The organism is Enterococcus casseliflavus, from assembly GCF_029215545.1.
Taxonomy (GTDB): domain Bacteria; phylum Bacillota; class Bacilli; order Lactobacillales; family Enterococcaceae; genus Enterococcus_D; species Enterococcus_D casseliflavus.
On sequence record NZ_CP119393.1, the window covers coordinates 552,278 to 577,143 of the forward strand.

Sequence of the window (24,866 nt, forward strand, 5' to 3'; positions counted from 1 at the left end):
TTCTGGACAAAGCAAGAAAGAGCGATGCTGCAAAATCATTTAAGACTGTTTAACAAGCACTTTGGCTGAAAAGCGCTTCGTTAGGAAAGAAAGCCCCACGTACAGGCAGATGTTCAATGCCATCATGCCAAGGAAGTAAGGCAATGTTACGGCGGTCAAGAAACCGACTTCCAGCAACCCGTGGAAGAGCATTGCTGCAACATAGATCCCCACGGTAGTGGTAATCGCTAAGAACAATCGCAATGGATTTAATGGCAAGCAAGCGCGAATCACAGCGATACAGCTGATCCCGATCAACAAATAGTACAACAAGGTCGTCGTATCAAATTGCGACCAACCGTAGTCGGTTTGTAAAAAGCGGATCGCAAAGTAATTGACTAACACCAACAGGGCGTTTGGCAACGCATTGAGCAAGACCGTCGGCAAGTAGCGCCCCTTGATCGGTGCTTTGTTTTCTTCAAAGGAAAGGAAGAAAGAAGGATAGCCTTCAATTGCTAAGTCGATCAATGTGATTTGGATCGGCAAGAACGGAAAGGCGCTGGATGTCAGGATACAAACCAAAGAGAGCAAGAAGCTGTAAATCGTCTTGATAAAGAATATTCCCGACGCTTTGGTCACGTTATTGACGACGCGGCGTCCTTCAAATAAAACATCTGGCAACGTAGTAAAGTCAGAATCCAATAAGACAAAGTTAGCGATTTGACGAGCCGCACTGTCGCCAGCAGCCATTGCAATGCTGACGTCGGCTTCCCGTAGTGCCAACACATCGTTGACGCCATCACCCGTCATGGCAACGGTCCGTTGATTGGCTTTTAATTCTTGAACGAGTAGTTTCTTTTGTTCAGGAGTCACACGACCAAAGACCGTATAGCGTGTCGCAGCTTCTCGGACTTCTGCTTCGGTCGTTAAGGTAGAAAGATCGATGGCTTGATCGGCATTCGCTAGGCCTGCACGATGGGCGATCGCTGCGACAGCTATTGGATTATCGCCAGAGATCACTTTTAGATCGATGCCTTGATCCGCTAAGTAAGCCAAGGTTTCTTCTGCGTTTTGGCGGATGATATCGGATAAAATCAAGACAGCCACCGCTTGTGCGTTGGTTGGGTCAAAGGATGTCGGCGTTTTTGGATCAGTTTCTACGGCTAAAATCAACACCCGTAGACCAGCTTCTTGCGCTTCTATGACTTGCGGCAAGGCAGCAGAGCCGGCGACTTTTTCAGGTGCACCAAGATAGACATTTCCTAGATGTTCAAAAGCCACAGCACCCCATTTGCGCTGTGAAGAAAAGGCAGCGACGTCGATCGGCTGATGATCCGTTAGCTCAGGACAGCCTTGACGCAATGCTTGCATCGTCAAATTGTTATCCGTACTGGCTGCCAAATAATTCCCTAAGAGCATGTTAGGGTCGCTGTCGGCTTGGAGAGGAACGATCGATTCGAGAACCATATGGCCTTCCGTCAACGTCCCCGTCTTATCCAGACAAAGGGTATCGACATGCGCTAAGGTTTCAACGGCATACATGTCTTGGACCAAAATCCGTTTTTTTGCCAATTTAATGACACCTGTCGTCAAGGCGATACTGATCAGCAGGACAAGTCCTTTTGGTAACATTCCTAATAAGGCAGCGGCAGAAACGACGACGGATTCCTTGATCCCAGCATCTCGCATCATAAAGGCTTGGAAGAACAAAATCACCCCTAAAGGAACGATTACATAGCTGGTGAATTTGGATACACTACGGATCGAAGCAAGCAGCTCAGAGCGGATCGGTTTGTGGACCTTTGCCTCATTGCTTAGTTTCGCTGCGTAGTTTTCTGCACCGACATGAAGGACTGTTCCTGTCATTTCACCGCTGACGATGAAACTCCCTGAGAGTAAGGAAGCACCTGCTTCTTTGACAACCAGATCGGCTTCACCAGTCAGCATCGCTTCATTGACTTCGACTAGTCCAGAAAGCACCGTCATATCAGCGGGGATTTGGTCCCCAGCACCAAGAATAACTACGTCCTCTAAGACCAATTCTTTGGCTGAAATCTCATGGATTTGGGCATCTCGAATCACTCGTACCGTTTGCGGTGAAACAAGTGAGAGTTTTTTTACTAAATTACGCGCGTGCAATTCTTGGCTGATCCCAATGGTGATATTCACAAAAATAATCGCTAAGTAGAACATGTTGGAATAGGCGCCTACGGCAAATAAAAAAACGCCAATCAATAGATTGAGAAAATTGAATAATGTCAGTAAATTGTCTTTGATGATCGCAGCAGTTGATTTACTGGTTTTTGTTTCATAATCATTGTGCAACCCCTCTTGGGTTTTCTTGGCGACTTCTGCTGCAGTCAAGCCGGTGGGTAATTGAGTCATAAGCATCTCCATTTCATTTGTTCATTTCTTTCTAATTCCTTTATCTAGTCTAGCATTCGAAAAAGGCAATGCAATCGTTGCGAGGAAAATAACGATAAAATTAATTAAAATCTTAAACAATCAACACGTGTTCTTTTAAAGAAAGAAAAAAACTGGGGGAACAAACCGCACCATCGACTTTTTTCAGGTGCTTACGTATAATAGGGGAAGAGAAAAAGCCGAGAAGCAGATGCTTAGCGGACAAAAGAGGGTAGCGAGCATGTCTTTAAAAGAAAAAATTATTGCAGAAAGCAAGCGGCTTGGCATTGACAAGATCGGGTTTGCTTCAGCGGAGCCGTTTTTGGCATTGGAGCCTTCCTTGCGGGAACAAAAAGCCAAAGGCCATACCTCTGGTTTTGAGCATCCCGTGATCGAAGAGCGTATCTATCCTGAACGGACATTTGAAAATCCGCAAACGATCATTGCGATCGCTTTAGCTTATCCGACAAAAATCAAAGAGAAAGTCCCGCGGGATGAAAAACGCGGCATGTTTGCCCGTGCCTCGTGGGGCATCGATTACCATGATATTTTGCGAGAACGATTGGATCGCTTGATCGCCTTTATCAAAGAACAAGCGCAAACGATGGAAGAACAAGTCGAATGGCGTTTCGCACCGCAAGTCGATACAGGGGAATTGGTGGATGTGGCGGCAGCGCAGCGGGCGGGTCTTGGCTTTATCGGTCGTAATGGCTTGCTGATTACGGAAGAATTTGGTTCGTTTGTTTATCTAGGGGAGATCGTCACTAATATCTCTCTTGAACCAGATGAAGAAGTCCCGTTTGGTTGTGGGGATTGCATGCGTTGTGTGACGGCTTGCCCCACCAAAGCGTTATTGGGCGATGGTCGAATGAATGCCCAGCGCTGTTTGTCCTATCAAACCCAGACGAAGGGCATGATGCCAGAAGAGTACCGCAAAAAGATGCATAACGTGATTTACGGCTGCGATATTTGTCAGCTGGTCTGCCCTTATAATCGGGGGAAAGACTTCCATTTTCATCAAGAGATGGAGCCTGAAGTCGATACCGTTTATCCAAAACTGCAACCGATGCTGTCTTTATCAAACAAAGCCTTCAAGGCACAATTTGGCCATCTATCTGGCTCTTGGCGGGGGAAAAAACCGTTGCAGCGTAATGCCATCATCGCCTTAGCCAATGTAGGGGATCGCAGTGCCTTGCCAGCGATTTGGCGCTGTGCGACAGAAGACGTGCGCCCAGTGATTCGAGGAACGGCTTATTGGGCCATTGGCCAGTTGGGCGTCAAAGAACCAGAAATGTGGTTAGAGCGACTGCAACGGTGTGCAGAGTTAGAACCCGAAGAAGAGGCGCTACAAGAATTGCAGCCTGCCATCGAACGATTGCAAGCAGTCATTACCAAAAGGCAAGAAAAAGAGCTATAAAAAAAGCAAAACGAGCCCGGGGCCGTTTTGCTTTTTTATTTAATCTAGTACGTCATCACTTTCAACGATTTCTTCTGAATCCAGTTCAAAATCAGGTGCTGGATGCACACGCTCAGGCAGTTCCATTTCTAACTCGCCGTCTTCTGTATACTGATTGTCGGTATCGGCAACGTCAATTAAAATTTCTTCAGGAAGCTCTTGTTCTAACCGATAGCCTTCTGCATGACGCGCATCGAGTAATTCCAAAAGATGTTGCCACTCGTCTTTCGAGATCACTACAACGTCAATGCCGTCTTTGTTTTGTACCTCCACAACAGAGGAAAGATCGGTGCCGACCGTTTTAATGATCGATTCCAACGACCATTTACTCGTTTCTAAGTCAATTTTTTGTGCCATAAGAATTACTCCTTTTTGTGAAAAATTTTGTCCTACCTTAATTGTAACGGGAAAGTTGCAGAAAACAAAATAGCTTGATTGGGAATCGTCGCTGATATGCGCAAGAACATTTGCACCGCGGCTTTAACCAAGGTAAGATAAGAGCAAGAAGGGAAGGAATAAAAATGACAGAAAAACAGACATTTCATGTGAATGGGTATTTAGCACTGGTTGTGCTAATCGGGTTATTAGTTGGCGGCGGTTATTTGTTTTATCATGGGTTCGTAAATGAGAGCGTTCTCGAAATCGTTCTCAGTATTCTTTTATGGATCGTTTCGTTTCTTTTCCTTAGTTCGTTAACGATCGTACAACCCAACCAAGCCAAAGCGATCCTCTTTTTTGGGCAATATCTAGGAACCATTAAAGACAACGGCTTGTTTGTGACAACCCCATTAACCCAAAAAATCAATGTTTCATTGAAAGTCCGCAACTTTAACAGTTCGCTGTTGAAGGTCAATGATTCAGACGGAAACCCGATCGAGATCTCGGCAGTGGTGGTATTTAAAGTTGTAGATACGGCGAAAGCATTGTTTGATGTCGATTATTACCAAGACTTCATTGAGATCCAAAGTGAAACAGCGATTCGTCATATTGCGACGCAATACCCTTATGACACGTTCAATGACGATGATCTGACGTTGCGAGGCAATACCAATGAAGTTTCTGAAGAACTGGCAAAAGAATTGCAAGAACGATTGGCTGTTGCTGGGGTCGAAGTCATAGAGACCCGCTTAAATCACCTCGCGTATGCGACTGAGATCGCTAGTGCGATGTTGCAGCGCCAACAAGCTAAAGCAATTTTATCAGCACGGCAAATCATTGTTGAAGGGGCCGTCTCCATGACACAAATGGCGTTAGAACAAATCGAAGACGGACAGGACATCAATTTCACAGATGACCGCAAAGTCCAACTGATCAATAATTTATTGGTGTCGATCATTACCGATAAAGGCACGCAGCCGGTGATCAATACGGGCGATGTCAAAGAAAAAGGAGTGTAGCATTTGAAGAAACTTTACATCAAACAGAAGGTTTTCAGCATTGGCGAAAAATTTACCGTCACCGATGATTTACAAAACCCTCGCTATTATGTCGAAGGCAGTTTTTTTAAGATCCCGAAAAGTTTTACGATCTTCAATGAGCAGCAGCGACCGATCGCGGAGATCACCAAAAAAGTGTTCAGTTTATTACCGAAATTTTTTGTGGAAGTCCACGGCCAAGAAGCGATCGTTTTAGAAAAACATTTCACATTTTTTAAAGCCCGCTATTCCATCAGTGCAGAAGGCATCGATGTGGACGGCAATTGGTGGGATATGGATTTTGTGGTCAACCGCAACGGCAAACGGATCGCAGAGATCCACAAAAAATGGATCTCTTGGGGCGATACCTATGAAGTTGTGATCTATGAAGAAGATCTAGATGACCTGATCATTGCATTAGTGGTAGCCATCGATCGCGTCAAAGCAGATGATGCCGCAGCGTCAAGTTCAGCAAGTAGTTAGAAAAAAAGGAGCGATGTGCATGTTATACGGTTCGATTGAAGCAGGCGGCACAAAATTTGTGTGCGCCATTGGCGATGAAGAAATGACAATCAAGGAAAGAGTGAGCTTTCCGACAACGACACCTGAGGAAACAATGCCTTTAGTCATTGGTTTCTTCAAACAATACCAAGCAGATTTAGCAGGGATTGGGATTGGCTCATTTGGGCCTATCGATATCCATCGCGATTCTGCCACTTATGGGTACATTACCTCGACCCCGAAATTGGCATGGCAAAATTTTGATTTCATCGGTACCATGAAAAAAGAATTTCCGATCCCGATTTCTTGGACAACAGATGTCAATGCGGCTGCCTATGGTGAGTATGTCTTCGGCAGTGGCAAAGGATTGAGTAGTGTCGTTTATTACACGATCGGTACAGGTGTTGGCGGCGGTGCCTTACAAGAAGGGCGCTTTATCGAAGGCTTTAGTCATCCAGAAATGGGGCATATGCTGGTCGTCCCTCATCCAAAAGATGACTTTGCTGGCAGCTGTCCATTTCATGGCAACTGTTTAGAAGGGATGGCTGCTGGACCCGCCATCGAAAAACGCTTAGGGAAAAAAGGGCAAGAGGTTGCAGAAGATGATCCTTATTGGGAAATCGAAGCCTCCTATATTGCTCAATGCGCCTACAATACAACCTTGATGTTTTCTCCAGATGTGATCATTTTTGGCGGTGGTGTGATGAAACAACGCCATATGCTGCAAAACGTCCACGACGCATTTGCAAAATTGGTCAATGGGTATGTTGAAACACCTGAGTTAAGCAAATATATCGTGACCCCAGCATTAGAAGACAACGCTGGAACCCTCGGTTGTTTGGCATTGGCTCGAGAAGCAGTCTTACATTCATAAACGAAAAAACGGATCATACTCTTCGGGTATGATCTTTTTTACAGCGTATCAGTGGCGCTTTTGGCGACTTTTTGTATACTTAAGCTGAGGTGGAAAAGAATGAAATTAGCTGTTCGAAAAAGAAAAATCGGGAATATTCCGGTCTTAGAAGTCGTACCTGAAGAAATGATTTATGAGCCGCTGCCATTGATTATTTACTATCATGGCTGGCAGACGAGTAAAGAATTAGTGTTGACACAAGGCAGAAAGTTGGCTAGAGAAGGTTTTCGGGTGGTCTTGCCAGATGCAGCCAATCATGGGGAGCGCAAGACCCAGCTATCGGAGATTCCTTCTTTAACTTTTTGGCAAAGTATCCAAACCAATCTATTTGAGTTTTCTTACTTAGTCGATTTTTTTGAAAACCTTGGTTTGGTCAACGGTCAGATCGCAGTTGGCGGAGTCTCCATGGGAGGGATGACCACGTGCGGTTTATTGTGCCAGCATCCAGAAATTACAGCGGCAGCTTGTATCATGGGTTCTCCTTCCATGTTGAAATACCGTGACCGCATCCAAATGCACGCTGGCGCTGCTGGGTTCTTTGTACCCGAGGATTATGGTCAGCTTTTAAGCTGGATGGATGCTTACGATCTGTCTTCTCAACCAGAGAAATTAGGGCAGCGTCCTCTTTTGTTTTGGCATGGTACCCAAGACGAGAAAATTCCCTATGGTGATGTGGAAGCCTTTGTGGCAGAAAATCCAGAAGCAAATTTGCAGTTTATCTCGCGAGAAGAACGCCATCTGGTTCGTGGAGAAACGATGGATCAAGTCACAGCTTTTTTCGTGGCAGAGCTCAATCAAACCAATCCATGACACTGTTTGCGCAAGGAAAAAGATTGTGTGAAAAGGTACAAGCATAAAACTCGTTTTTTGTCACGTGATAACCTATACTGTAGGGTGCAAAAAAAGGAGGAATTGGTTTGACATACCGCGTTTTATTATTTTATAAATACACAACAATTGAAGATCCGGAAAGCTTCGCCAAGGAGCATTTAGCATTTGGAAAAGAAATTGGCATCAAGGGCCGTATTTTAGTAGCCAATGAAGGGATCAATGGCACACTTTCTGGAACGGTTGAAGCAACGGATCGCTATATGGAAAAAATGGAAGCTGATCCCCGTTTTAAAGGGATTTTTTATAAGATTGACGAAGTAGAAGAACATGCGTTTAAAAAGCTATTCGTTCGTCCGCGCAAAGAATTGGTTTCATTGAACCTTGAAGACGACATCGATCCATTAGAAATGACTGGAAAATATTTAGATCCTAAAGCGTTCAAAGAAGCGTTGTTAGATGAAGATACCGTGGTGATCGATGCCCGTAACGATTATGAATATGATTTAGGCCATTTCCGAGGAGCCGTTCGTCCCGATATCCGCAGCTTCCGTGAGTTGCCGCAATGGATCATCGATAATAAAGAAAAATTCATGGATAAAAAAGTCGTTACTTATTGTACTGGTGGTATCCGTTGTGAAAAATTCTCAGGCTGGCTGCTGCGAGAAGGCTTTGAAGATGTGGCCCAACTCCATGGCGGTATCTTTGCTTATGGGAATGACCCAGAAGTTCAAGGCGAGCTTTGGGATGGGAAAATGTACGTCTTTGATGAACGCATCAGTGTGGAAATCAATCATGTGGATAAAAAAGTTATCGGTCGCGACTGGTTTGATGGGACACCTTGCGAGCGCTATGTAAACTGTGCCAACCCAGAATGCAATCGCCAATTCTTAACTTCTGAGGAAAATCAGGCTGCCCATTTAGGTGCCTGCAGCTATGATTGTGCCATCCACGAACACAACCGTTACGTGGAGCAACATGGGATCACAGAAACAGAAAAAGCTGAACGGTTAAAAAACTTTGCAACAAAAAATGAAACAGTCACTGCCTAGACCGACAACTGTTTCACAGGAAATGAAGGATTAAAAGAGTCGCACGTGAGTCCGAAAACTGGCTTAGCTCAGGCAGTTTTCCCACCTTCCGTGCGGCTTTTTTGAATGGACAGAATTGGAAACGATTGTTTTTTAATTATCTGAAAAATCTAACTATTCCAATTGTTCTTTTTTCTTTCCTATCGAGAAAAAACGCAAGGCTCTCGCATATTTCACGATTTTAGAGTAAACTATACCTAATTGTGGAAGAGGAAAGAGGAATTCAGATGAAAATTGTTATTGCTGGTGCAGGTGCTATGGGCAGCCGTTTTGCTATTATGCTAAAAAGAGGCGGAAATGACGTCACGTTGATCGACGGCTGGCCGGCGCATATCGAAGCGATCCGTGAACACGGATTACGAGCGAACTTAAACGGTGAAGAGATCGCAGTCCCTTTTTCGATCTATTCGCAAAATGAGATCCCAACGACTGTACAAGCAGACTTGATCCTGGTCTTTACTAAAGCGATGCAACTGGATCAAATGATGCAAACGATCAAACCGATGATCGGAGAGCAAACGAAAGTCTTATGCTTATTAAACGGGATCGGTCATGAGGACACGATTGAAAAATATGTCAGCACGGATAAAATCTTTTTAGGAAATACCATTTGGACGGCGGATTTGATTGGTCCTGGTAATGTTCGCTTGTTTGGGGATGGTTCTGTAGAACTGCAAAATATCGAACCGGGCAAAGAAGAAGATGCCCGTCAATTAGCGGCAGTCTTGGCTGATGCTGGGTTAAATGCGTCTTATTCTGAGAACATTCGCTACTCCATCTATCGCAAAGCCTGTGTCAACGGCACACTAAATGGTTTGTGTTCGATTTTAAATGTGAATATTGCCCAATTCGGACAAACCTCAACAGCGCGTGCGATGGTCCAAACGATCGTGGAAGAATTTGCGGCAGTTGCTACCCATGAATCTGTTGAACTGGATGTATCCGAAGTAGTCCACCATATTGAGGAAACCTATGATCCAGAAGGCATCGGAATGCACTATCCATCCATGTATCAAGATTTGATCAATAATCATCGCAAAACCGAGATCGATTATATCAATGGCGCAATCTCACGAAAAGGCCGCAAGTACCAAGTGCCAACGCCTTATTGTGACTTTTTGACTCAAATGATCCATGCCAAGGAAGATATTTTAGCAGCAGAGTAAACACTTCTGCGAAGGTAATAACTCTTAAAATCGCTAGCAGTCAGTAGCGATTTTAAGAGACTGCATCCAAATAATTCAGCAAAAAGTCTTTTCGCTCGCTCATAGCAGAAACACTATGAGGGCGAAAAGACTTTTTTTATTGATTTCGAGTGAGTCTGCTTATTTTTTCTTGATGCGAATCGCATAAGAATCCAACAATATTCGAGCAATGACCGATAAGGGCAGTCGTGAGCGGACTTCATAATCAGGGAAAAAGGAAATTTCTGATTTGAAGCCAATCAAAGAAAGCTCGACTAATTCCAGCAAGCGGCTTTCTTTTGAGGCGGTGATCAAAAGCGATCCGATTTCTTTGTCGTAACAATTTTGAGCCGCGATGACTAATTCTTCGGTTTCCCCATTTAATGAAACAAAAATCACGGTATCTTCTTTGCGTAAACGCTTACTGATCGTAGTGATAATATTGGGATCAGTGTACAACTCACAATATTTATCCACCAGTTGAAATTTTGTCTTCATTTCTTCCCCAATCAATTCTGAAAAGCCCCGTGCAAAAATAACGATTCGTTTCGCGTTGTATATTTTTTGGATCGCATCTTCAATAGTGCCCGTATCCAGCATATTTAAGGTACGAATGACTTCTTGTTCATTTTTAATAATGGAGCGACGGATCTCTTCATCCACCATCTCCACGTTTGAAAAATTCAAGGTCATATTCGATTGCTCTTTTAAATGATGTTTAAAAGAGGTGTAGCCCTCATAGCCCTTTTTCTTCATGGTTCGGACGATCGTTGTCGTTGAAACATTTGCCAGTTCACTTAGTTTGATAATCGAAAGGCTCGGAATTTCTGAAAGGTTTTGCGTAATGTAATTCCATAAAAATAGTTCTGCTTCACTTAATTTGTTGTCCATCTTGCCACCTCTTATCGCTATTTTAGTGTGATTGTATCTGAAAATCAAATGGAATCAAACAAGATTGAAAATGTTTTCAACAGAATGGATCGTTTTAGAAAACATGTACATTCAGAAACAGTGCATACTTAAGGTACAGCAAGGAGGAACAATTATGGGAACGATTTACACATGCACGATGAATTTAGCGATTGACTTATTTATTGAAACAGAACAGCTTTTGCCTCAAGTTGTCAATCGTACACTAGATGATGAGATCCAAGCCAATGGCAAAGGGGTGAACGTTTCTCTTATTTTGAAAATGCTAGGTATTCCCAGCACTGCTTTAGGATTTAGTGGTGGCTTTACAGGAAAATATATTGAAGATTTTTTAAGCGAAAAGCACATCAAGAACGATTTTGTAGCGGTTAATGGAATGACAAGGATCAATGTCTTTACACAAGTCAACGAAGAAAACAAAGAATATAAATTGGTCAATCAAGGACCAGCGATCAGTCCAGAAAATGTGGAACGATTGTTAGCAAAAATCAAGACTCTTGTTGCAGGTGATTTTCTCTGTGTTTCTGGGAGTTTGCCAAAAGGTGTTCAGCCGACGGTTTTGATTGAGATCAGTAAAATCTGTCAGGAACGAGAAGTCAAGCTGATTATTGATAGTAGTTATAAGGAAGTTCGGGAATGTTTGCAGTATCGTCCTTACTTAATCAAACCAAATGAAGAAGAGTTAGCGACACTATTTGATGTCGCCACGATCGCGCCCGAAGATTATCAGAAATACGGTCAAATGTTAATTGCAGAAGGAGCGCAAAATGTGTTGCTGTCTTTAGGAAGTGAGGGGGGGATTTTTTTAAATGAAGCAACTTGTCTGATCGCTAATGCTCCAAAAGGCAAAGTGGTAAATACAGCCTGTGCGGGAGACAGCTTATTAGGGACCTTTATTGCTGGGATGGTTCGCAAGGAGAAGGTTTCTCATACATTGAAAAGAAGTATTGCAGCGGGAAGTTCAACTGCTTTTAAAAAGGGATTGACTGACTTTTTAGATATCCCTGAATTGGAAGCGCAAATACATGTTCATAGAAAGGAAGTCCATAAATGACAAAATTTCAGATAGTAGCTGCGACGGGATGTCCGACGGGGATCGCGCATACGTATATGGCACAAGAAGCATTAGAGCAAGCCGCTAAGAAGCGAGGCATTTCGATCAAAGTAGAGACTCATGGACAGATTGGGATCGAAAATGCATTGACTGCTAAAGAGATCGAAGCTGCCGACGCAGTCATTATCGCGGCTGATAAAGATGTTCAAGCCGAACGTTTTGCAGGCAAAAAAATCATTGATGTCCCAGTAGCCTCAGGAATTCGAAATGCGGATCAATTGATCGCTGATGCCTTAGATGGTGCAGGGAGAATCAAACAGTCGAAGCAATCTGTTCCGACTGATAAAGAAGAAGTAGCCGTCAGTGGGATTGGACATACGATCTACAAAAACTTAATGAATGGTGTCTCTCATATGTTACCGTTTGTGGTCAGTGGGGGAGTCTTGATTGCTATTTCATTTCTTTGGGGGATTTATTCGGCGGATCCAACTAACGCTCAGTACAACGAATTTGCTGCACGACTCAATGGAATCGGTGGTTTTGCTATGAGTATGATGGTCCCGATCCTATCAGCATTTATTGCGGAGAGTATCGCGAAACGACCAGGACTAGTGGTTGGGTTTGTTGGGGGCTTGATCGCGGCAGATGGCGGAACTGGCTTCTTAGGTGGGATCGTTTCAGGTTTCTTAGCCGGTTATGTCGTGCTAGGGCTGATGAAGGCATTGGTTCTTTTACCTAAATCATTAGATGGTTTGAAAGCAATTTTTCTTTATCCTGTTTTAGGAGTCTTGATTACAGGACTGATTATGGACTTTGTGTCAGGACCGATGGCAACGATCAACGAAGCAATGATGTCCTTCTTAGCTGGTTTCGAAAATTCTAGTCCCTTTGTATTAGGCATTATTGTTGGCTGTATGTGCGCATTCGATATGGGAGGACCAATCAATAAAGCAGCTTATGTAACAGGTACTGCTTTATTGGCACAAGGAAATACTAGTTTCATGGCAGGAGTATCCGCAGCGTGCATTGCCCCACCGTTGATCACAGGTTTTGCCGTTTTATTCTTTGGGAAGTATTTTGATGCAAATGAAAAAAATGCTGGATTAGTCAATTTTATCTTAGGCTCAACACATATTACAGAAGGAGCGATTCCTTTTGCGGCGAAAGACCCGCTGAGGGTGTTACCGATCATGATGTTAGGTTCTTCGATTGCTGCTGTACTGACCTATCTCTTCAAAGTGCAAGTTCCTGCACCCCATGGTGGCTTTCTAGTATTACCCGTTGTTACTCATGGTCTTTTATGGGTAAGTGCGATTTTGGCAGGATCGATCGCAGGTGGGTTGTTGCTAGGATTGGTTCAAAAAAGAAAAGTTGCCAAACAGAGAATGGACGTGAAAGCATGATTACGGAAGAATATATTTTTGTCGATTCCCTCCTAAAGAATAAAGCAGAAGCTCTATCTTTTCTAGCAAAAGAAAGTAAGAGGCAAGGCGATGCTACGAATGTTTCAGAAGTGGAAGCAGCATTTATCCTTCGAGAAGAACAAGGCTCTACAGGCATGATGGATGGCTTTGCCATTCCTCATGCGAAGAGCAGTGTTATTAGACGACCATTTATTAGTGTAATCAAACTTAGAGAAGCAATCGATTGGGACAGTTTAGACGGACAAAAAATCCATACGATCATCGCTATGTTTATACCAGAGAATGAAGCTGGGACCACCCACCTTACGATTTTGTCTCAAGTGGCAAGGATGCTGATGAAAGAAGAGTTTAAAAAAGCGATCCAAGCAGCTACTTCTAAAACAGCTTTACTACAAGTAATGAATCAGTATCTAGAAGGGAATTGAAAAAATGACTACGACAATGAAGCAAACGATATCAGTAACAAAACTTTGTAATTCAAAAGGAATCATCAGTGCATTGGCGATCGATCAAAGAGGCGCATTAAAGCGGATGCTAAGTCAATATAAAAAAGATGTGTCGGATGCAGCGATCGAGCAATTTAAAACCATCGTCTCTGAAGAACTAACACCCTATGCATCGGCTATTTTATTGGATCCAGAATACGGACTTCCGGCAGCAAAACAACGTGCTCAGCATACTGGTCTATTGATGGCTTATGAAAAAACGGGGTATGACGCAACGACGCCAGGGAGACTCCCAGACTCGTTAAATTATTGGTCAGTCAAAAAGCTCAAAGAGGAAGGAGCAGATGCCTGTAAGTTTTTACTCTACTATGATGTAGACGAAAGCGATGCGATCAACGATCAAAAGAAAGCTTATATAGAACGAATCGGTTCTGAATGTCTGGCGGAAGGGCTGCCCTTTTTCTTAGAGCTAGTCTCCTATGATGCGACCATTTCGGATAACACATCGAAAGAATACGCAACGGTCAAACCACATAAAGTCAATCAAATGATGAAGGTTTTTGCAGAGTCGCGCTATAACGTAGCTGTTTTGAAAGTAGAAGTTCCTGTCAATATGAAGTTTGTTGAAGGGTTAGGGAATGAGGTTGTCTATACACAAAAAGAGGCTGCAACATTCTTTAAAGAACAAAGCCAGATGGCTACTTGTCCATTTATTTTTCTTAGCGGAGGCGTCAGTGCAGAGCTTTTTCAAGAAACCCTCCGCTTTGCCAAAGCAGCTGGTTCAACCTTCAATGGTGTATTATGCGGGCGAGCAACTTGGGCAGATGGTGTTAAGGTATTTGCCACTAAAGGAGAAGCTGCTGCAAGACAATGGATGCAAACAGACGGTAGAAAAAACATCGAAACATTGAATGAGGTGCTAATGGAAACAGCTTCTTCTTGTCAGGCAACAACTGAATGATTTCTTTCAATGGGAATATCTGAACTTAGGGAAATAAGGTGTCAACATGTGCTGGCTTCCAGACGGTTAAACGGATATCTGAGATTGACTTTCGCCGAAGTCTTTATTTGGAAAAGTCAACGAGTTGGGTCATTCTTAAGGAGCGTACCAACCAATCTCTGCCTTTTTAATACACTCTAATTTAATCGTTTCAAAAAGCTTAGGGAATCTTTCCTAAGCTTTTTTTGTGGAAGAAAAGGTGGGAGTTTTTCTTTCTTTTACTGCATGTTATTAGAAGTGGCTTTGTTGTGGAAAAATCGAGAGCAATTAATTAAGTCGCATTCACAAACCGTCCTTTAAAAAAAGAGCGGATGACTCCATCTAAGGAGAAGATAGGATAGAATAGAAGTCGCTTCAACATGATTCTTTCGGTTGCAAAATAAAATTGCATTGTTTTTTAAGGCAAACGGTCTGAAGATTATTCAGTGAAATTCGTACACTTTTTTTCCAGATCTTTGAAAAAATCCTGTCTTAATTATTATTGGTCAACGCTTATACTGAAAGCGTAATCAAATTGTAGGAGGGAACGTATGAAAGACTGGTTAAATATAGCTGGAAAAACCGTGATCGTAACAGGGGGTTCTTCAGGAATCGGAAAGAGGATCGTTGAAAGTTTATTAGAGCAAGGGGTGAATGTGGCAAATTTTGACCTTACAGAAGCTACGCAACAACATGACAATTTGTTGTTTGTTGAAACGGATATTTCAGTAAGGGAAGAGGTGGAGTCAGGTGTAGAAAAAGTCATTGAGCGGTTTGGAACTGTCGATGGTTTAGTGAACAATGCAGGGATCAATATTCCACGTCTTTTAGTAGATAAGAAAGACCCTCATGGGAAATATGAATTATCAGATCCTATTTTTGACAAGATGAGTGCAATCAATCAAAAGGGCGTTTTCCTAATGACGCAAACAGTAGCCCGAGAATTGGTCAATAAAAAATCTGGAGTCATCATCAATATGTCATCAGAATCAGGGCTTGAAGGATCTGAAGGGCAAAGTGCATATGCTGCTACCAAAGCGGCACTCAATAGCTATACAAGATCCTGGGCAAAAGAATTAGGAAAATCAAATGTTCGAGTGGTGGGTATTGCACCGGGCATCATGGAAGAAACGGGCTTGAGAACGTCTGCCTATGAGGAGGCACTGGCTTACACAAGAGGGACGACAGTTGAAAAACTGCGAGAAGGATACACAAAAACGAGTACAATTCCTCTAGGTCGGAGTGGCAAATTGACAGAAGTAGCTGACTTGGTCTGCTATTACCTGTCTGACCGATCCAGTTATATTACAGGAGTGACAACAAATGTAGCGGGAGGAAAAACTAGGGGATAGAAATAGGGGGATAAAATGGCATTCGTAAATCGATGGTATCAAATCTTAGACTTGTTAATAACCCATAAGGATATTTCAATCATTGATTTACAGAAAAAGTTGAGCAGTAGTTCAAAAACAGTAAAGAGTAGTATTGATCTGCTTAATGAAGAACTAATTGGTATTGCGAAAATCGTGCAAAGGAAAAAGAGCTATTCGATTGAGGTAGAAGATGCTGAAGAATTTGAACTCATTTTGGCTGGAAAGTTAAAAAAAGAAACCGATTTTAACTCAGCAAGTAAGCGGGTAGCATTTATCCTAAAACAATTGATCGAGGAAAAGTCATTTATTTTAATTGACGATCTGTCTGAAGCGCTAGGGATCAGTAGGAGTACTGTCTATAATGATTTTCGGATGCTAAAAAAGCTACTCAAGCCTTTTGATACAGAAGTAGTTGGAACGCCAAATAGAGGGATTCAGATTAAAGGAAGTGAATTTAATCTGCGTTTGCTTTACATCTATTATGTACAAGATTATTTTTATGAAAATTATTTAGAAAACGATACACGAGCAATGATCCAAAAAATCATTTCTCTCTCAGGGATTCCGCAGTATTATGGTCGTTTACTGTATAAAGTGATTTCTATTTCCATGAAAAGGATCATTGAAGGGAATTATTTAGAGACGATACCGAATTGTTATACAAATTTCATCAAAGAAGAAGAACAAATCGAGCAGTTGATCTATCATCTAGAGACCAAATACCGAGTGACTTTAAGTCAAACAGAACAGGACTTTCTCTGGTTCCCGTTAAATTTATCTGCAAATTCCTTAATTGAGCGTACGGTTGTCCCGACAGCAGTCGAACAGTACTTTAAAGCGATGCTAAAGCGAATCCATCGCACGCTCGTTTTGGATATCAATGAGAAAGTTTTGTTTTTAGAAATGAAAGAACACTTAAAGTATATGATCAACCGAATCGTGGTCCAAGCAAAATTAAGCGATTTGTTTTACGGCGAAATCGAGCGACAATATCCCTTTGCCTATGAATTAGCCAAAGTCGGTCTACAAGAGATTGAAGAAGTGGTTGGTCGAACCATACCCACAGTCGAAATCAGTTATCTAGCACTTTATTTTGAACTTGCTTTGAAAAGCCAACAAAACGAACCAGCCAAAAAGCAAATTGCTGTAGTTTGTCACAGTGGCAGAGGTACGGCGATGATCATACGTCGTCAATTGGAACGAGTCTTAGGCAATGATATTCGCATCACCCATTTATCAGAGGAAGCCTATCATCAGGAAAATCTGACCGATTACTTCGCCATTTTTACGACGATTCCATTAAAACATTTAGAGCAAGTGAAAAGTCCAATCATTAAATTGACCAACTTATTTGACGATCATTGGTTGCGCAATGAGTGGGAAAAAGCCGAACGCTTGCAGTCAGTAGGGAAGCAGTCGATCCTCTTACACTTTAACCACTTAGATCCTGACTTGACCTATCAAAAGAATGTCGAGTCAATGATCGCCGAATTAACAAAGGAGCATATAGTAGATGAGTGCTTTTTGGAACGAATCAGACAAAGAGAGGAAAAACATGCCACGATTTTTGATTCTGAGATTGGCTTTCCCCATGCGATCAATGATCAAACAGATAAAATCGTTCTGTCGATAGGTGTGTTCAAAAGGAAATTGGTTACTCCTGAGGGTAATATCAAACTGATTTTTTTGTTAGGTATTCCAAGTGAATTGACAGGGAAAAACGAACAAGACTTGTTGCGTATTTATGATGAATTATTTGCGATTGCTGGCAATGCGGATTTCAGAGAAGAAATCAGTGCCCAAGAAAATCTATTGGCATTGAAAGAATGGCTTTATCAGAAGGAGTTGATTATATGAGTTTTGTTTATCTATTTGGTATTTTTGCCTTAGGCGCCTATTTGTTACAAATTCTTTTTGGGTTGAAACAGATCAAACACTTTAATCAAAACTATCAGCAACTGCGCAAAAAAGGCAAGGTAGCGATTGGACGCAGAGCTGGGAAAATAAAAGCAGGAACGATCGTTTTACTTGCGGTCGATCCAGCAGGAATCATTCTTGATGCCAGAAAGATGCAAGGGGTAACCGTGTTGGCGAAGTTTAAAGAGCTGCCGGTCTATCTAGGAGAAGATATTCATTATATCGATAAGTACCATCCCAAAGTGCAAAAAGAAAACAAGTTGACGATTCAAGCGATGGAAAATGCCAGAGAAATTTATTTGCGCACAGAAGCCGGGAACTATACCGAAAGTCAGGGAGTGTCGTCTGTAACACTGTTGAAAATACAAATACAAACATGGAAAGAAAAAATATATATGAAAGAAAAAAGGAGTGCAAAATAATGGAGTATATTACAAAATTTGCTGAAGGTTTTATGAGCCTTTTTCAAACCGGAGCAGAGACATTTATCTCATGGATGACAGGTATCGTTCCAGTGGTGCTAATGCTGATGGTCGCCATGAATACGTTGATTGCTTTCTTAGGAGAAGAACGCGTGACCAAAGTGGCACGTTTATCTTCAAAAAATCCTTTCACTCGCTATTTGCTTTTACCTTTCCTATCTGCCTTTATGTTAGGAAACCCAATGTCGTTTACTATGGCTCGCTTTTTACCTGAATACTATAAGCCTAGCTATTATGCCTCACAAGCGCAATTTTGTCACACCAGTAATGGGGTATTTCCTCATATCAATCCTGGAGAACTCTTTGTATGGTTAGGTATTGCCCAAGGAATCACAACATTAGGCTTAAACTCGATGGAGCTGGCGATTCGTTACCTATTGGTCGGTATGATCATGAACTTTATTGGCGGTTGGGTCACCGACTTTACGACTGCTTACGTGTGTAAGCAGCAAGGCATCACTTTGAGTAAAACAGTCAAACTAGCGGCAGAATAAGGAGGAATCAAGATGACGTACAAAAGTATACGAGTAGTCAAAGGCAGCGGCGGTTATGGCGGTCCCTTAGTGATCACGCCGACAGAAGAAAGACATAAATTTATTTACATTACTGGTGGTGGTGAGCGACCAGCAATCGTTGATAAAATTGTTGAATTAACGGGAATGGAAGCAGTCAATGGCTTTAAAACATCGATTCCCGATGATGAAATTGCATTGGCGATCATTGACTGTGGTGGCACGCTACGTTGCGGTATTTATCCCAAAAAAGGGATTCCGACGATCAATGTCGTCGCAACGGGGAAAAGTGGGCCATTAGCACAATATATCAATGAACAGATCTATGTTTCGGCGGTTGGGGTCGACCAAATTTCATTAAGTGAAGAGCAAGAAGCAACCACCGTCGCCAATGAAGCAACAGCTCCTAAGCGGGAATTCACCTACGATACTTCGAAAAAAATCACAGAGCAAAAAGCCGAGCAGCAAAATTTTATTGCCAAGATCGGGATGGGCGCCGGGAAAGTCGTTGCGACCTTTAACCAATCTGCACGAGACGGGGTTCAGACGATGATCAATACCGTCATTCCCTTCATGGCATTTGTTTCCCTGTTGATTGGAATCATTCAAGGGTCAGGCGTTGGAAATTTCTTTGCGAATGTGATGGCGCCATTAGCTGGCAATATTTGGGGATTGATGATCATCGGCTTTATTTGTTCCTTGCCATTTCTCTCCCCGTTACTTGGACCAGGGGCAGTGATCAGTCAAGTGATCGGGACACTGATTGGGGTCGAGATCGGCAAAGGAACGATTCCACCTCAACTTGCTCTACCTGCATTATTTGCGATCAATACTCAAAATGCCTGTGATTTTATTCCAGTTGGGTTAGGATTAGAAGAGGCAGAAGCGGAAACGGTTGAGGTTGGGGTACCTTCTGTTCTTTATTCTCGTTTCTTAAATGGTGTACCACGAGTCTTCGTAGCATGGCTTGCAAGTTTTGGACTTTATAGTTAAATCAGTATAGGAGGAAGCAGAAATGGCAGTTTTTACTACGACAGTTCTTTCAATCGGTGTGGAGGCGGAATTATTTCGCGAAGAAAATATGATCATTCTTTTTGGCAAAGATGCACCGGCAGCGTTAGCTGACTATTGTTACAATATTGAAGTACAGCCAATGAATGGCACGATTACATCTGAACAAAAATTATGGATCGATGATCAAAGCTATCAAATTACCTCGGTAGGCGATGTGGTATCAAGAAATTTACAAGAATTAGGACACATCACGATTAAATTTGACGGCAGTTCGACCTCTGAATTACCAGGCACACTTTATGTAGAAGCAAAAACGATCCCTGTGATTGAAAAAGGAACGAAAATCAGCATTAAGTAAGGAAACTGTCTAGTAAAACGTAAGATTGAAGGAGTGTAAGCAATGGAATTCTTTTTGGATACAGTAAATCTTGAGGAAATCACCCACTATCAAAAGGTACTCCCGCTGGCAGGAGTAACCTCGAACCCCACGATTTTGAAAGCTGCGGGGAACATCGACTTTTTTACTCATTTGCAAGCAGTGAAAGAACGAATCGGAGAAGCATCCTTACATGTTCAAGTGGTTGGGGAAACCGTCGATGAGATGATCCTAGATGCAGAAACGATTATCAATAAGCTGGGAAAAGAAGTCTATATCAAAATCCCTGTCAATGAAAATGGGTTAGAAGCCATCAAACGCTTAAAAGAGCGTGAATTCAACTTAACAGCTACAGCCATTTATACCGAATTGCAGGGGTTCTTAGCGATTGGTGCTGGAGTCGATTATTTGGCGCCATACTATAACCGTATGGAAAATATTAATGTTGATGCACCAACAGTCATTGAATCATTGGCACAAGCGATTCGTACCACTCAAGCACAAAGTAAGATCCTTGCCGCAAGCTTTAAGAACACTGCGCAAATGAATCGCGCGATTCGTGCAGGGGCACATGCGCTCACTGCTGATCCAGACATCTATCGACAAGGATTAGCCATGCCTTCCATTCAAAAAGCAGTAACGGACTTTCACAATGACTGGGTCGAGACGTTTAAGTCGCCATCGATTCAGGGGTTATGCCAATGACGACAACGGTAATTTTTGATATGGATGGGGTTATCGTAGATTCTGAGTATACGTTTTTAGAATCAAAAACAGCGATGCTTCATAGTGAAGGGCACCTTGTAGATGAGTCGTATCACTATCAGTTCATGGGGACCACTGCAGAATTTATGTGGGAAAAAATGAAGGAAGAATTACAGTTACAAAAATCTGTTTCAGCGTACATTGAAGAAATGAATCGCAGAAGAAAAGCGTTGATCACACGTGATGGCGTCAAACCGATTCCTCATGTGCAAACATTGATTCGGCAGTTAGCAGAAGCGAACTTTCAGCTTGGTGTTGCTTCCTCTTCTCCCAAAAAAGAGATTGAGGAGAACCTGGATCAATTGCAGTTGCGAAACTATTTTACTGAGATCGTCAGTAGTGAAGAAGTAGCACGCTCGAAACCCTTTCCCGACGTATTCTTGAAAGCAGCGTCTTTGTTGGGCACGAACCCTCAGCAATGTATCGTCATTGAAGATACGATCAATGGCTGTAAAGCTGCCAAAGCTGCGGGCATGTACTGTATTGGCTTTGCGAATCCAGCATTTCCTGCGCAAGGTCTGCCAGCGGATCAAACGATCATTGATTTTCGTGACCTGAATGTGCAAGAATTGAAAACCATTAAATAATACTTCACGACTAAAATGACCAGCCTAGGAAAGGATGATTGCTAATGATGCTGGAATCCTCCTTTATAGGCTGGTCATTTTTAATTTTTTTGCATGATAGTCAAAGAATAAGCTTATTCTGTCGGCAGATCCGCCATAAACCGTTCGCTACCTTGAAAGACTGCTAATTGATTGACACCAAAGGAACGCAATAGATCGCTCATCGCTGCAAAATCTAACCGATAGTCACTGGCTTTATGGGCATCAGAGCCGAGGGTGAACAATTTACCGCCGACACTTTGATACAGCGGGATAGCATATTGATAAAGGTGGGCATTTTGATAGGGGCCAAAACTCTTCGCGTTGATTTCCATAGCTAAGTCGCGGGCAACGATTTTTTTGAAGATCGTCGTTAACTCTGTTTCAAAATGGGCGGCCAATTCCTCAGCTGTAAATTGGAAACGACGCAAGCCATAATCAAAGTGGGTCACGATGTGCCCGTCAGAAAACGAGTCCAACACGTGGGCCATTTGATCAAAGTATTGTTTGGCGACTGCAAATTTGTCCTTGTTCAACACGGCATCGTCCATATAATCAAAGGTACCGTTTTGATGGATACTGATCAATTTCAAGTCATAAGGATGGCTTTCAAGATAGCGCAAGATTTCTTGTTCTTGACCAGGCACGACACCAATCTCGATGCCTTTTAAGAGTTTCGTCGCTGTGGTCTCTTGCAGCTTCTGGTGGGTATTTACTAGTAATTCATAGTCAGGAATATCATCACGGAATCCCGAATAGGGGTTCTTCAAATCGAAATGATCTGTCGCAACGAAGTAGGCAGGCTGGTAAGCAAGATAATTCTCAAACTGTTCATCTGAATCAAAAGACAAAAATGTATGCAGATGTTGATCATAATAATTCATAAACAAGACTCCTTTTCTTGAATACGATACCACAAAAAAGCAGAAGAAACTATGATTGGCTGAGAAAAGGTTTTCTCTTGGACAATTTTTCGCTTATAATAAATAAGAATAGAGCGAAGGAGTCGGTCAGCCATGAGTATGTACCTTGAAATTCCTGAATTTGAAAGTGAATTTCGTTTTCGAACGTTTCTAAATGATGGTTTGACCATCGTTTACCCCCATGTCCATAAAGAAATCGAGATCATTTACGCTAAGCGCGGCACGGTCAATATTGGTGTTGACGATACGATCATTGAGTTGGAGGAAGGGGATCTGTATCTTTTTTCCAGCGGGCAACCCCACTATTTTCTAGCATCGCCTGAGAGTGAACGCTATGTCTATCAATTTGATATGAAGCTTTTTGAAGAGCCGTTGCTGCGAGAAAATGAAGTATCCTTGATGACACTCTTTGAAGAAGGGGAGCCCCACAGCAAAAATTGGCCAACGAGTTTTACGGAAAAAATAACAGGTCTCTTGATCGAGTTGTATCAGTTGGAAGAGGAAAATGTTGTTGGGAAGCGTTATTTGACTCTCGGGCTGCTTTACCAGTTGATTGGGGAGTGCTATCAAAGTTTGCCTAAGCGCAAACAAGCCGTCAATCCGCTAAAACGAACGGCCGCACAATACAAAGAAACCTTGCAGCGTCTGAATGATGTCTTTGAGTACATCGAATCTCATTACCAAGAAGTCTTGACGATGGAGGACACCGCAAGACATGTAGGGTTTAGTCCCCATTATTTCACGCGTTTCTTTAAAACCAATACTGGCAAGACCTTCATGCAGTTTTTGACGGAATATCGCATCAATCAAGCCAAATTTATCTTGGCCAATGAAAAGATCCCCATGGCAGAAGTCGCTGAAAAAGCAGGTTTTGCCAGTGTCAAAACATTTCACCATGTCTTTAAGGAAGCCGTTGGTCAATCACCGTTGCAGTACCAGAAACAACTGAATCAAAATTGATAGAAACAGCCGATGAGCCTTTACTTGTCGACTGTTTTTTTGTCAATTTGGCACTATTTTTTTCTCGATAGTGTTTTTTTAAGCGCTTTGCATAAATTGTGGAGTGGTTCTTTTTGTTAAAGTTTCATAAGATAATTTTCGGGAATTTTTTCAATGGAAACTGGGAAGAACTGCTTTCGATGTTTCGCTATAATGAGGAGGTAGAAAATAATAAGCGTTTTCAGGAGGAAAGATATGACAGTTAAAGTTGGAATCATTGGGTGCGGTGGGATCGCAAACGGCAAGCACATGCCTGCCTTGTCTCAAGTAGAAGAAGTAGAAATGGTTGCCTTTTGTGATCTGCTGGTTGAACGTGCAGTCGAAGCGAAATCAGCATTTGGGACCGAAGATGCCCAAGTATTCAGCGATTATCAAGAAATGTTGGCACAAGCTGATCTAGATGTGATCCATGTGTGTACACCAAACGCCTCACATGCTGAGTTGACGATTGCCGCACTAGAAGCGGATTGTCATGTCATGTGTGAAAAACCAATGGCAAAAACAGCGGCAGAAGCCAAAGCAATGATCGAAGCAGCTAACCGAACAGGGAAAAAACTCACGATCGGCTACCAAAACCGTTTTAGAAAAGATTCTCGTTATCTTCATGAAGTGTGCGCCGAAGGACAATTAGGAAACATTTATTTTGGGAAAGCTCATGCGATCCGTCGTCGGGCTGTGCCAACTTGGGGTGTTTTCCTTGATGAAGAAGCGCAAGGCGGCGGTCCGTTGATCGATATCGGTACCCACGCATTGGATCTGACCTTATGGATGATGAACAATTACAAACCAAAATTTGTTGTCGGAAAAGCGTATCATGAGTTGTCACAAACCAAAAATGCCGCAAATGCTTGGGGCCCTTGGGATCCAGAGAAATTCTCAGTAGAAGATTCGGCCTTTGGTTTTGTGGTCATGGAAGATGGCGCAACGATTTTCTTAGAAGCCAGCTGGGCGCTCAACAGCTTGGATGTGAAAGAAGCCAAAACGACACTGATGGGTAGCAAAGCGGGTGCGGATATGAACAACGGTTTGACCATCAACGGAGAAGACCACAGTTTGCTGTATGAAAAAAATATCGAACTTGAAACAGGCGGCGTTGATTTTTATGAAGGAAACGGCGAGACGCCAGAAATTTTAGAAGCACAATCGTGGATCCATGCGATCATCAACGATACCGAACCAGTGGTCAAACCTGAAGAAGCAATGGTCGTGACGGAGATTTTAGAAGCGATCTACAAATCATCGCAAACCGGTGAGCCAGTCTACCTATAAGAACTGCTGGAAGAAAAGGAGCGAGCAT

Annotated in this window: 25 protein-coding genes; 21 read left to right on the forward strand and 4 right to left on the reverse strand. The window is 42.6% G+C overall.

From position 1 onward, the window contains the following. Positions 1-39 precede the first annotated feature (39 nt). Positions 40-2,364 carry an HAD-IC family P-type ATPase gene (locus tag P0G38_RS02665; protein WP_042890651.1) on the reverse strand — a complete coding sequence of 775 codons (2,325 nt, stop codon included), beginning with the start codon at positions 2,362-2,364 and terminating at the stop codon, positions 40-42. 259 nt (positions 2,365-2,623) lie between these two features. Here P0G38_RS02665 and queG point away from each other — a divergent pair, with 259 nt between their 5' ends. After that, the gene (queG, locus tag P0G38_RS02670) at positions 2,624-3,799 is read left to right on the forward strand and encodes a tRNA epoxyqueuosine(34) reductase QueG (protein WP_142437840.1); all 1,176 of its coding nucleotides are present in this window, start codon (positions 2,624-2,626) and stop codon (positions 3,797-3,799) included. Positions 3,800-3,838: 39 nt separating this feature from the next. Here queG and P0G38_RS02675 read toward each other — a convergent pair whose 3' ends face one another. Next, on the reverse strand, positions 3,839-4,195 hold the full coding sequence (locus P0G38_RS02675; RefSeq protein WP_008379558.1) for a hypothetical protein: 357 nt from the start codon (positions 4,193-4,195) through the stop codon (positions 3,839-3,841). A 164-nt stretch (positions 4,196-4,359) separates the two neighbouring features. On the opposite strand from P0G38_RS02675, the gene P0G38_RS02680 reads away from it, so the two are divergent. The 6 genes from P0G38_RS02680 to P0G38_RS02705 all read left to right on the forward strand — a co-directional run bounded on the left by P0G38_RS02680 (position 4,360) and on the right by P0G38_RS02705 (position 9,752). Continuing rightward, positions 4,360-5,235, forward strand: a complete 876-nt coding sequence (locus tag P0G38_RS02680; RefSeq protein WP_010750000.1) for an SPFH domain-containing protein — start codon at positions 4,360-4,362, stop codon at positions 5,233-5,235. A gap of 3 nt (positions 5,236-5,238) precedes the next feature. After that, the gene (locus P0G38_RS02685; RefSeq protein ID WP_005233908.1) at positions 5,239-5,736 is read left to right on the forward strand and encodes an LURP-one-related/scramblase family protein; all 498 of its coding nucleotides are present in this window, start codon (positions 5,239-5,241) and stop codon (positions 5,734-5,736) included. Positions 5,737-5,755: 19 nt separating this feature from the next. Further along, entirely contained in the window at positions 5,756-6,628 is an 873-nt protein-coding gene (scrK, locus tag P0G38_RS02690; RefSeq protein WP_010749999.1) for a fructokinase ScrK, read from the forward strand. A gap of 99 nt (positions 6,629-6,727) precedes the next feature. After that, the gene (locus P0G38_RS02695) at positions 6,728-7,477 is read left to right on the forward strand and encodes an alpha/beta fold hydrolase (RefSeq protein WP_010749998.1); all 750 of its coding nucleotides are present in this window, start codon (positions 6,728-6,730) and stop codon (positions 7,475-7,477) included. Positions 7,478-7,584: 107 nt separating this feature from the next. Then, complete coding sequence (trhO, locus tag P0G38_RS02700) at positions 7,585-8,547, forward strand: oxygen-dependent tRNA uridine(34) hydroxylase TrhO (RefSeq protein ID WP_005228186.1); 963 nt, start codon at positions 7,585-7,587, stop codon at positions 8,545-8,547. A 266-nt stretch (positions 8,548-8,813) separates the two neighbouring features. Beyond that, positions 8,814-9,752 carry a 2-dehydropantoate 2-reductase gene (locus P0G38_RS02705; protein ID WP_008379573.1) on the forward strand — a complete coding sequence of 313 codons (939 nt, stop codon included), beginning with the start codon at positions 8,814-8,816 and terminating at the stop codon, positions 9,750-9,752. A 159-nt stretch (positions 9,753-9,911) separates the two neighbouring features. Here the strand turns inward: P0G38_RS02705 and P0G38_RS02710 are convergent, their stop codons facing one another. Beyond that, a complete protein-coding gene (locus tag P0G38_RS02710; protein ID WP_008380325.1) occupies positions 9,912-10,661 on the reverse strand; it encodes a MurR/RpiR family transcriptional regulator in 750 nt (249 codons plus the stop codon). A gap of 154 nt (positions 10,662-10,815) precedes the next feature. Here P0G38_RS02710 and pfkB point away from each other — a divergent pair, with 154 nt between their 5' ends. The 12 genes from pfkB (at position 10,816) to P0G38_RS02770 (ending at position 21,629) form a co-directional block, all read left to right on the forward strand. Continuing rightward, positions 10,816-11,754 (forward strand): 1-phosphofructokinase, encoded by a 939-nt coding sequence (pfkB, locus tag P0G38_RS02715; protein WP_275853988.1) that lies wholly within the window; start codon positions 10,816-10,818, stop codon positions 11,752-11,754. After that, positions 11,751-13,157: a PTS fructose transporter subunit IIC gene (locus P0G38_RS02720; RefSeq protein ID WP_275853989.1), complete on the forward strand. Its 1,407-nt coding sequence runs from the start codon at positions 11,751-11,753 to the stop codon at positions 13,155-13,157. The genes pfkB and P0G38_RS02720 overlap by 4 nt, the downstream gene beginning before the upstream one ends. Next, a complete protein-coding gene (locus P0G38_RS02725; protein ID WP_144771067.1) occupies positions 13,154-13,603 on the forward strand; it encodes a PTS sugar transporter subunit IIA in 450 nt (149 codons plus the stop codon). Before P0G38_RS02720 ends, P0G38_RS02725 begins: the two co-directional genes overlap by 4 nt. A 4-nt stretch (positions 13,604-13,607) precedes the next feature. Beyond that, positions 13,608-14,585, forward strand: a complete 978-nt coding sequence (gene lacD / locus P0G38_RS02730) for a tagatose-bisphosphate aldolase (RefSeq protein WP_275853990.1) — start codon at positions 13,608-13,610, stop codon at positions 14,583-14,585. 569 nt (positions 14,586-15,154) lie between these two features. Beyond that, the gene (locus tag P0G38_RS02735) at positions 15,155-15,955 is read left to right on the forward strand and encodes an SDR family oxidoreductase (protein WP_086337875.1); all 801 of its coding nucleotides are present in this window, start codon (positions 15,155-15,157) and stop codon (positions 15,953-15,955) included. A 15-nt stretch (positions 15,956-15,970) separates the two neighbouring features. Continuing rightward, positions 15,971-17,833, forward strand: coding sequence for a BglG family transcription antiterminator (locus tag P0G38_RS02740; RefSeq protein ID WP_015510346.1), 1,863 nt, complete (start codon positions 15,971-15,973; stop codon positions 17,831-17,833). Further along, positions 17,830-18,315 (forward strand): transcriptional regulator GutM, encoded by a 486-nt coding sequence (locus P0G38_RS02745; protein WP_194193434.1) that lies wholly within the window; start codon positions 17,830-17,832, stop codon positions 18,313-18,315. The genes P0G38_RS02740 and P0G38_RS02745 overlap by 4 nt, the downstream gene beginning before the upstream one ends. Further along, positions 18,315-18,869 (forward strand): PTS glucitol/sorbitol transporter subunit IIC, encoded by a 555-nt coding sequence (gene srlA, locus P0G38_RS02750; RefSeq protein ID WP_074934132.1) that lies wholly within the window; start codon positions 18,315-18,317, stop codon positions 18,867-18,869. The genes P0G38_RS02745 and srlA overlap by 1 nt, the downstream gene beginning before the upstream one ends. A 12-nt stretch (positions 18,870-18,881) precedes the next feature. Next, a complete protein-coding gene (gene srlE, locus P0G38_RS02755) occupies positions 18,882-19,880 on the forward strand; it encodes a PTS glucitol/sorbitol transporter subunit IIB (RefSeq protein ID WP_074934133.1) in 999 nt (332 codons plus the stop codon). A 22-nt stretch (positions 19,881-19,902) separates the two neighbouring features. Then, positions 19,903-20,259 carry a PTS glucitol/sorbitol transporter subunit IIA gene (locus tag P0G38_RS02760; RefSeq protein ID WP_015510342.1) on the forward strand — a complete coding sequence of 119 codons (357 nt, stop codon included), beginning with the start codon at positions 19,903-19,905 and terminating at the stop codon, positions 20,257-20,259. Positions 20,260-20,301: 42 nt separating this feature from the next. Continuing rightward, the gene (locus P0G38_RS02765; protein WP_275853991.1) at positions 20,302-20,982 is read left to right on the forward strand and encodes a fructose-6-phosphate aldolase; all 681 of its coding nucleotides are present in this window, start codon (positions 20,302-20,304) and stop codon (positions 20,980-20,982) included. Then, positions 20,979-21,629: an HAD family hydrolase gene (locus tag P0G38_RS02770; RefSeq protein WP_275853992.1), complete on the forward strand. Its 651-nt coding sequence runs from the start codon at positions 20,979-20,981 to the stop codon at positions 21,627-21,629. Before P0G38_RS02765 ends, P0G38_RS02770 begins: the two co-directional genes overlap by 4 nt. A 113-nt stretch (positions 21,630-21,742) precedes the next feature. Here the strand turns inward: P0G38_RS02770 and P0G38_RS02775 are convergent, their stop codons facing one another. Continuing rightward, entirely contained in the window at positions 21,743-22,531 is a 789-nt protein-coding gene (locus tag P0G38_RS02775; RefSeq protein WP_015510339.1) for a PHP domain-containing protein, read from the reverse strand. Positions 22,532-22,663: 132 nt separating this feature from the next. On the opposite strand from P0G38_RS02775, the gene P0G38_RS02780 reads away from it, so the two are divergent. Continuing rightward, positions 22,664-23,530 carry an AraC family transcriptional regulator gene (locus P0G38_RS02780; protein ID WP_060791484.1) on the forward strand — a complete coding sequence of 289 codons (867 nt, stop codon included), beginning with the start codon at positions 22,664-22,666 and terminating at the stop codon, positions 23,528-23,530. 234 nt (positions 23,531-23,764) lie between these two features. After that, positions 23,765-24,838, forward strand: a complete 1,074-nt coding sequence (locus P0G38_RS02785) for a Gfo/Idh/MocA family protein (RefSeq protein ID WP_005228203.1) — start codon at positions 23,765-23,767, stop codon at positions 24,836-24,838. Positions 24,839-24,866 lie beyond the last annotated feature (28 nt).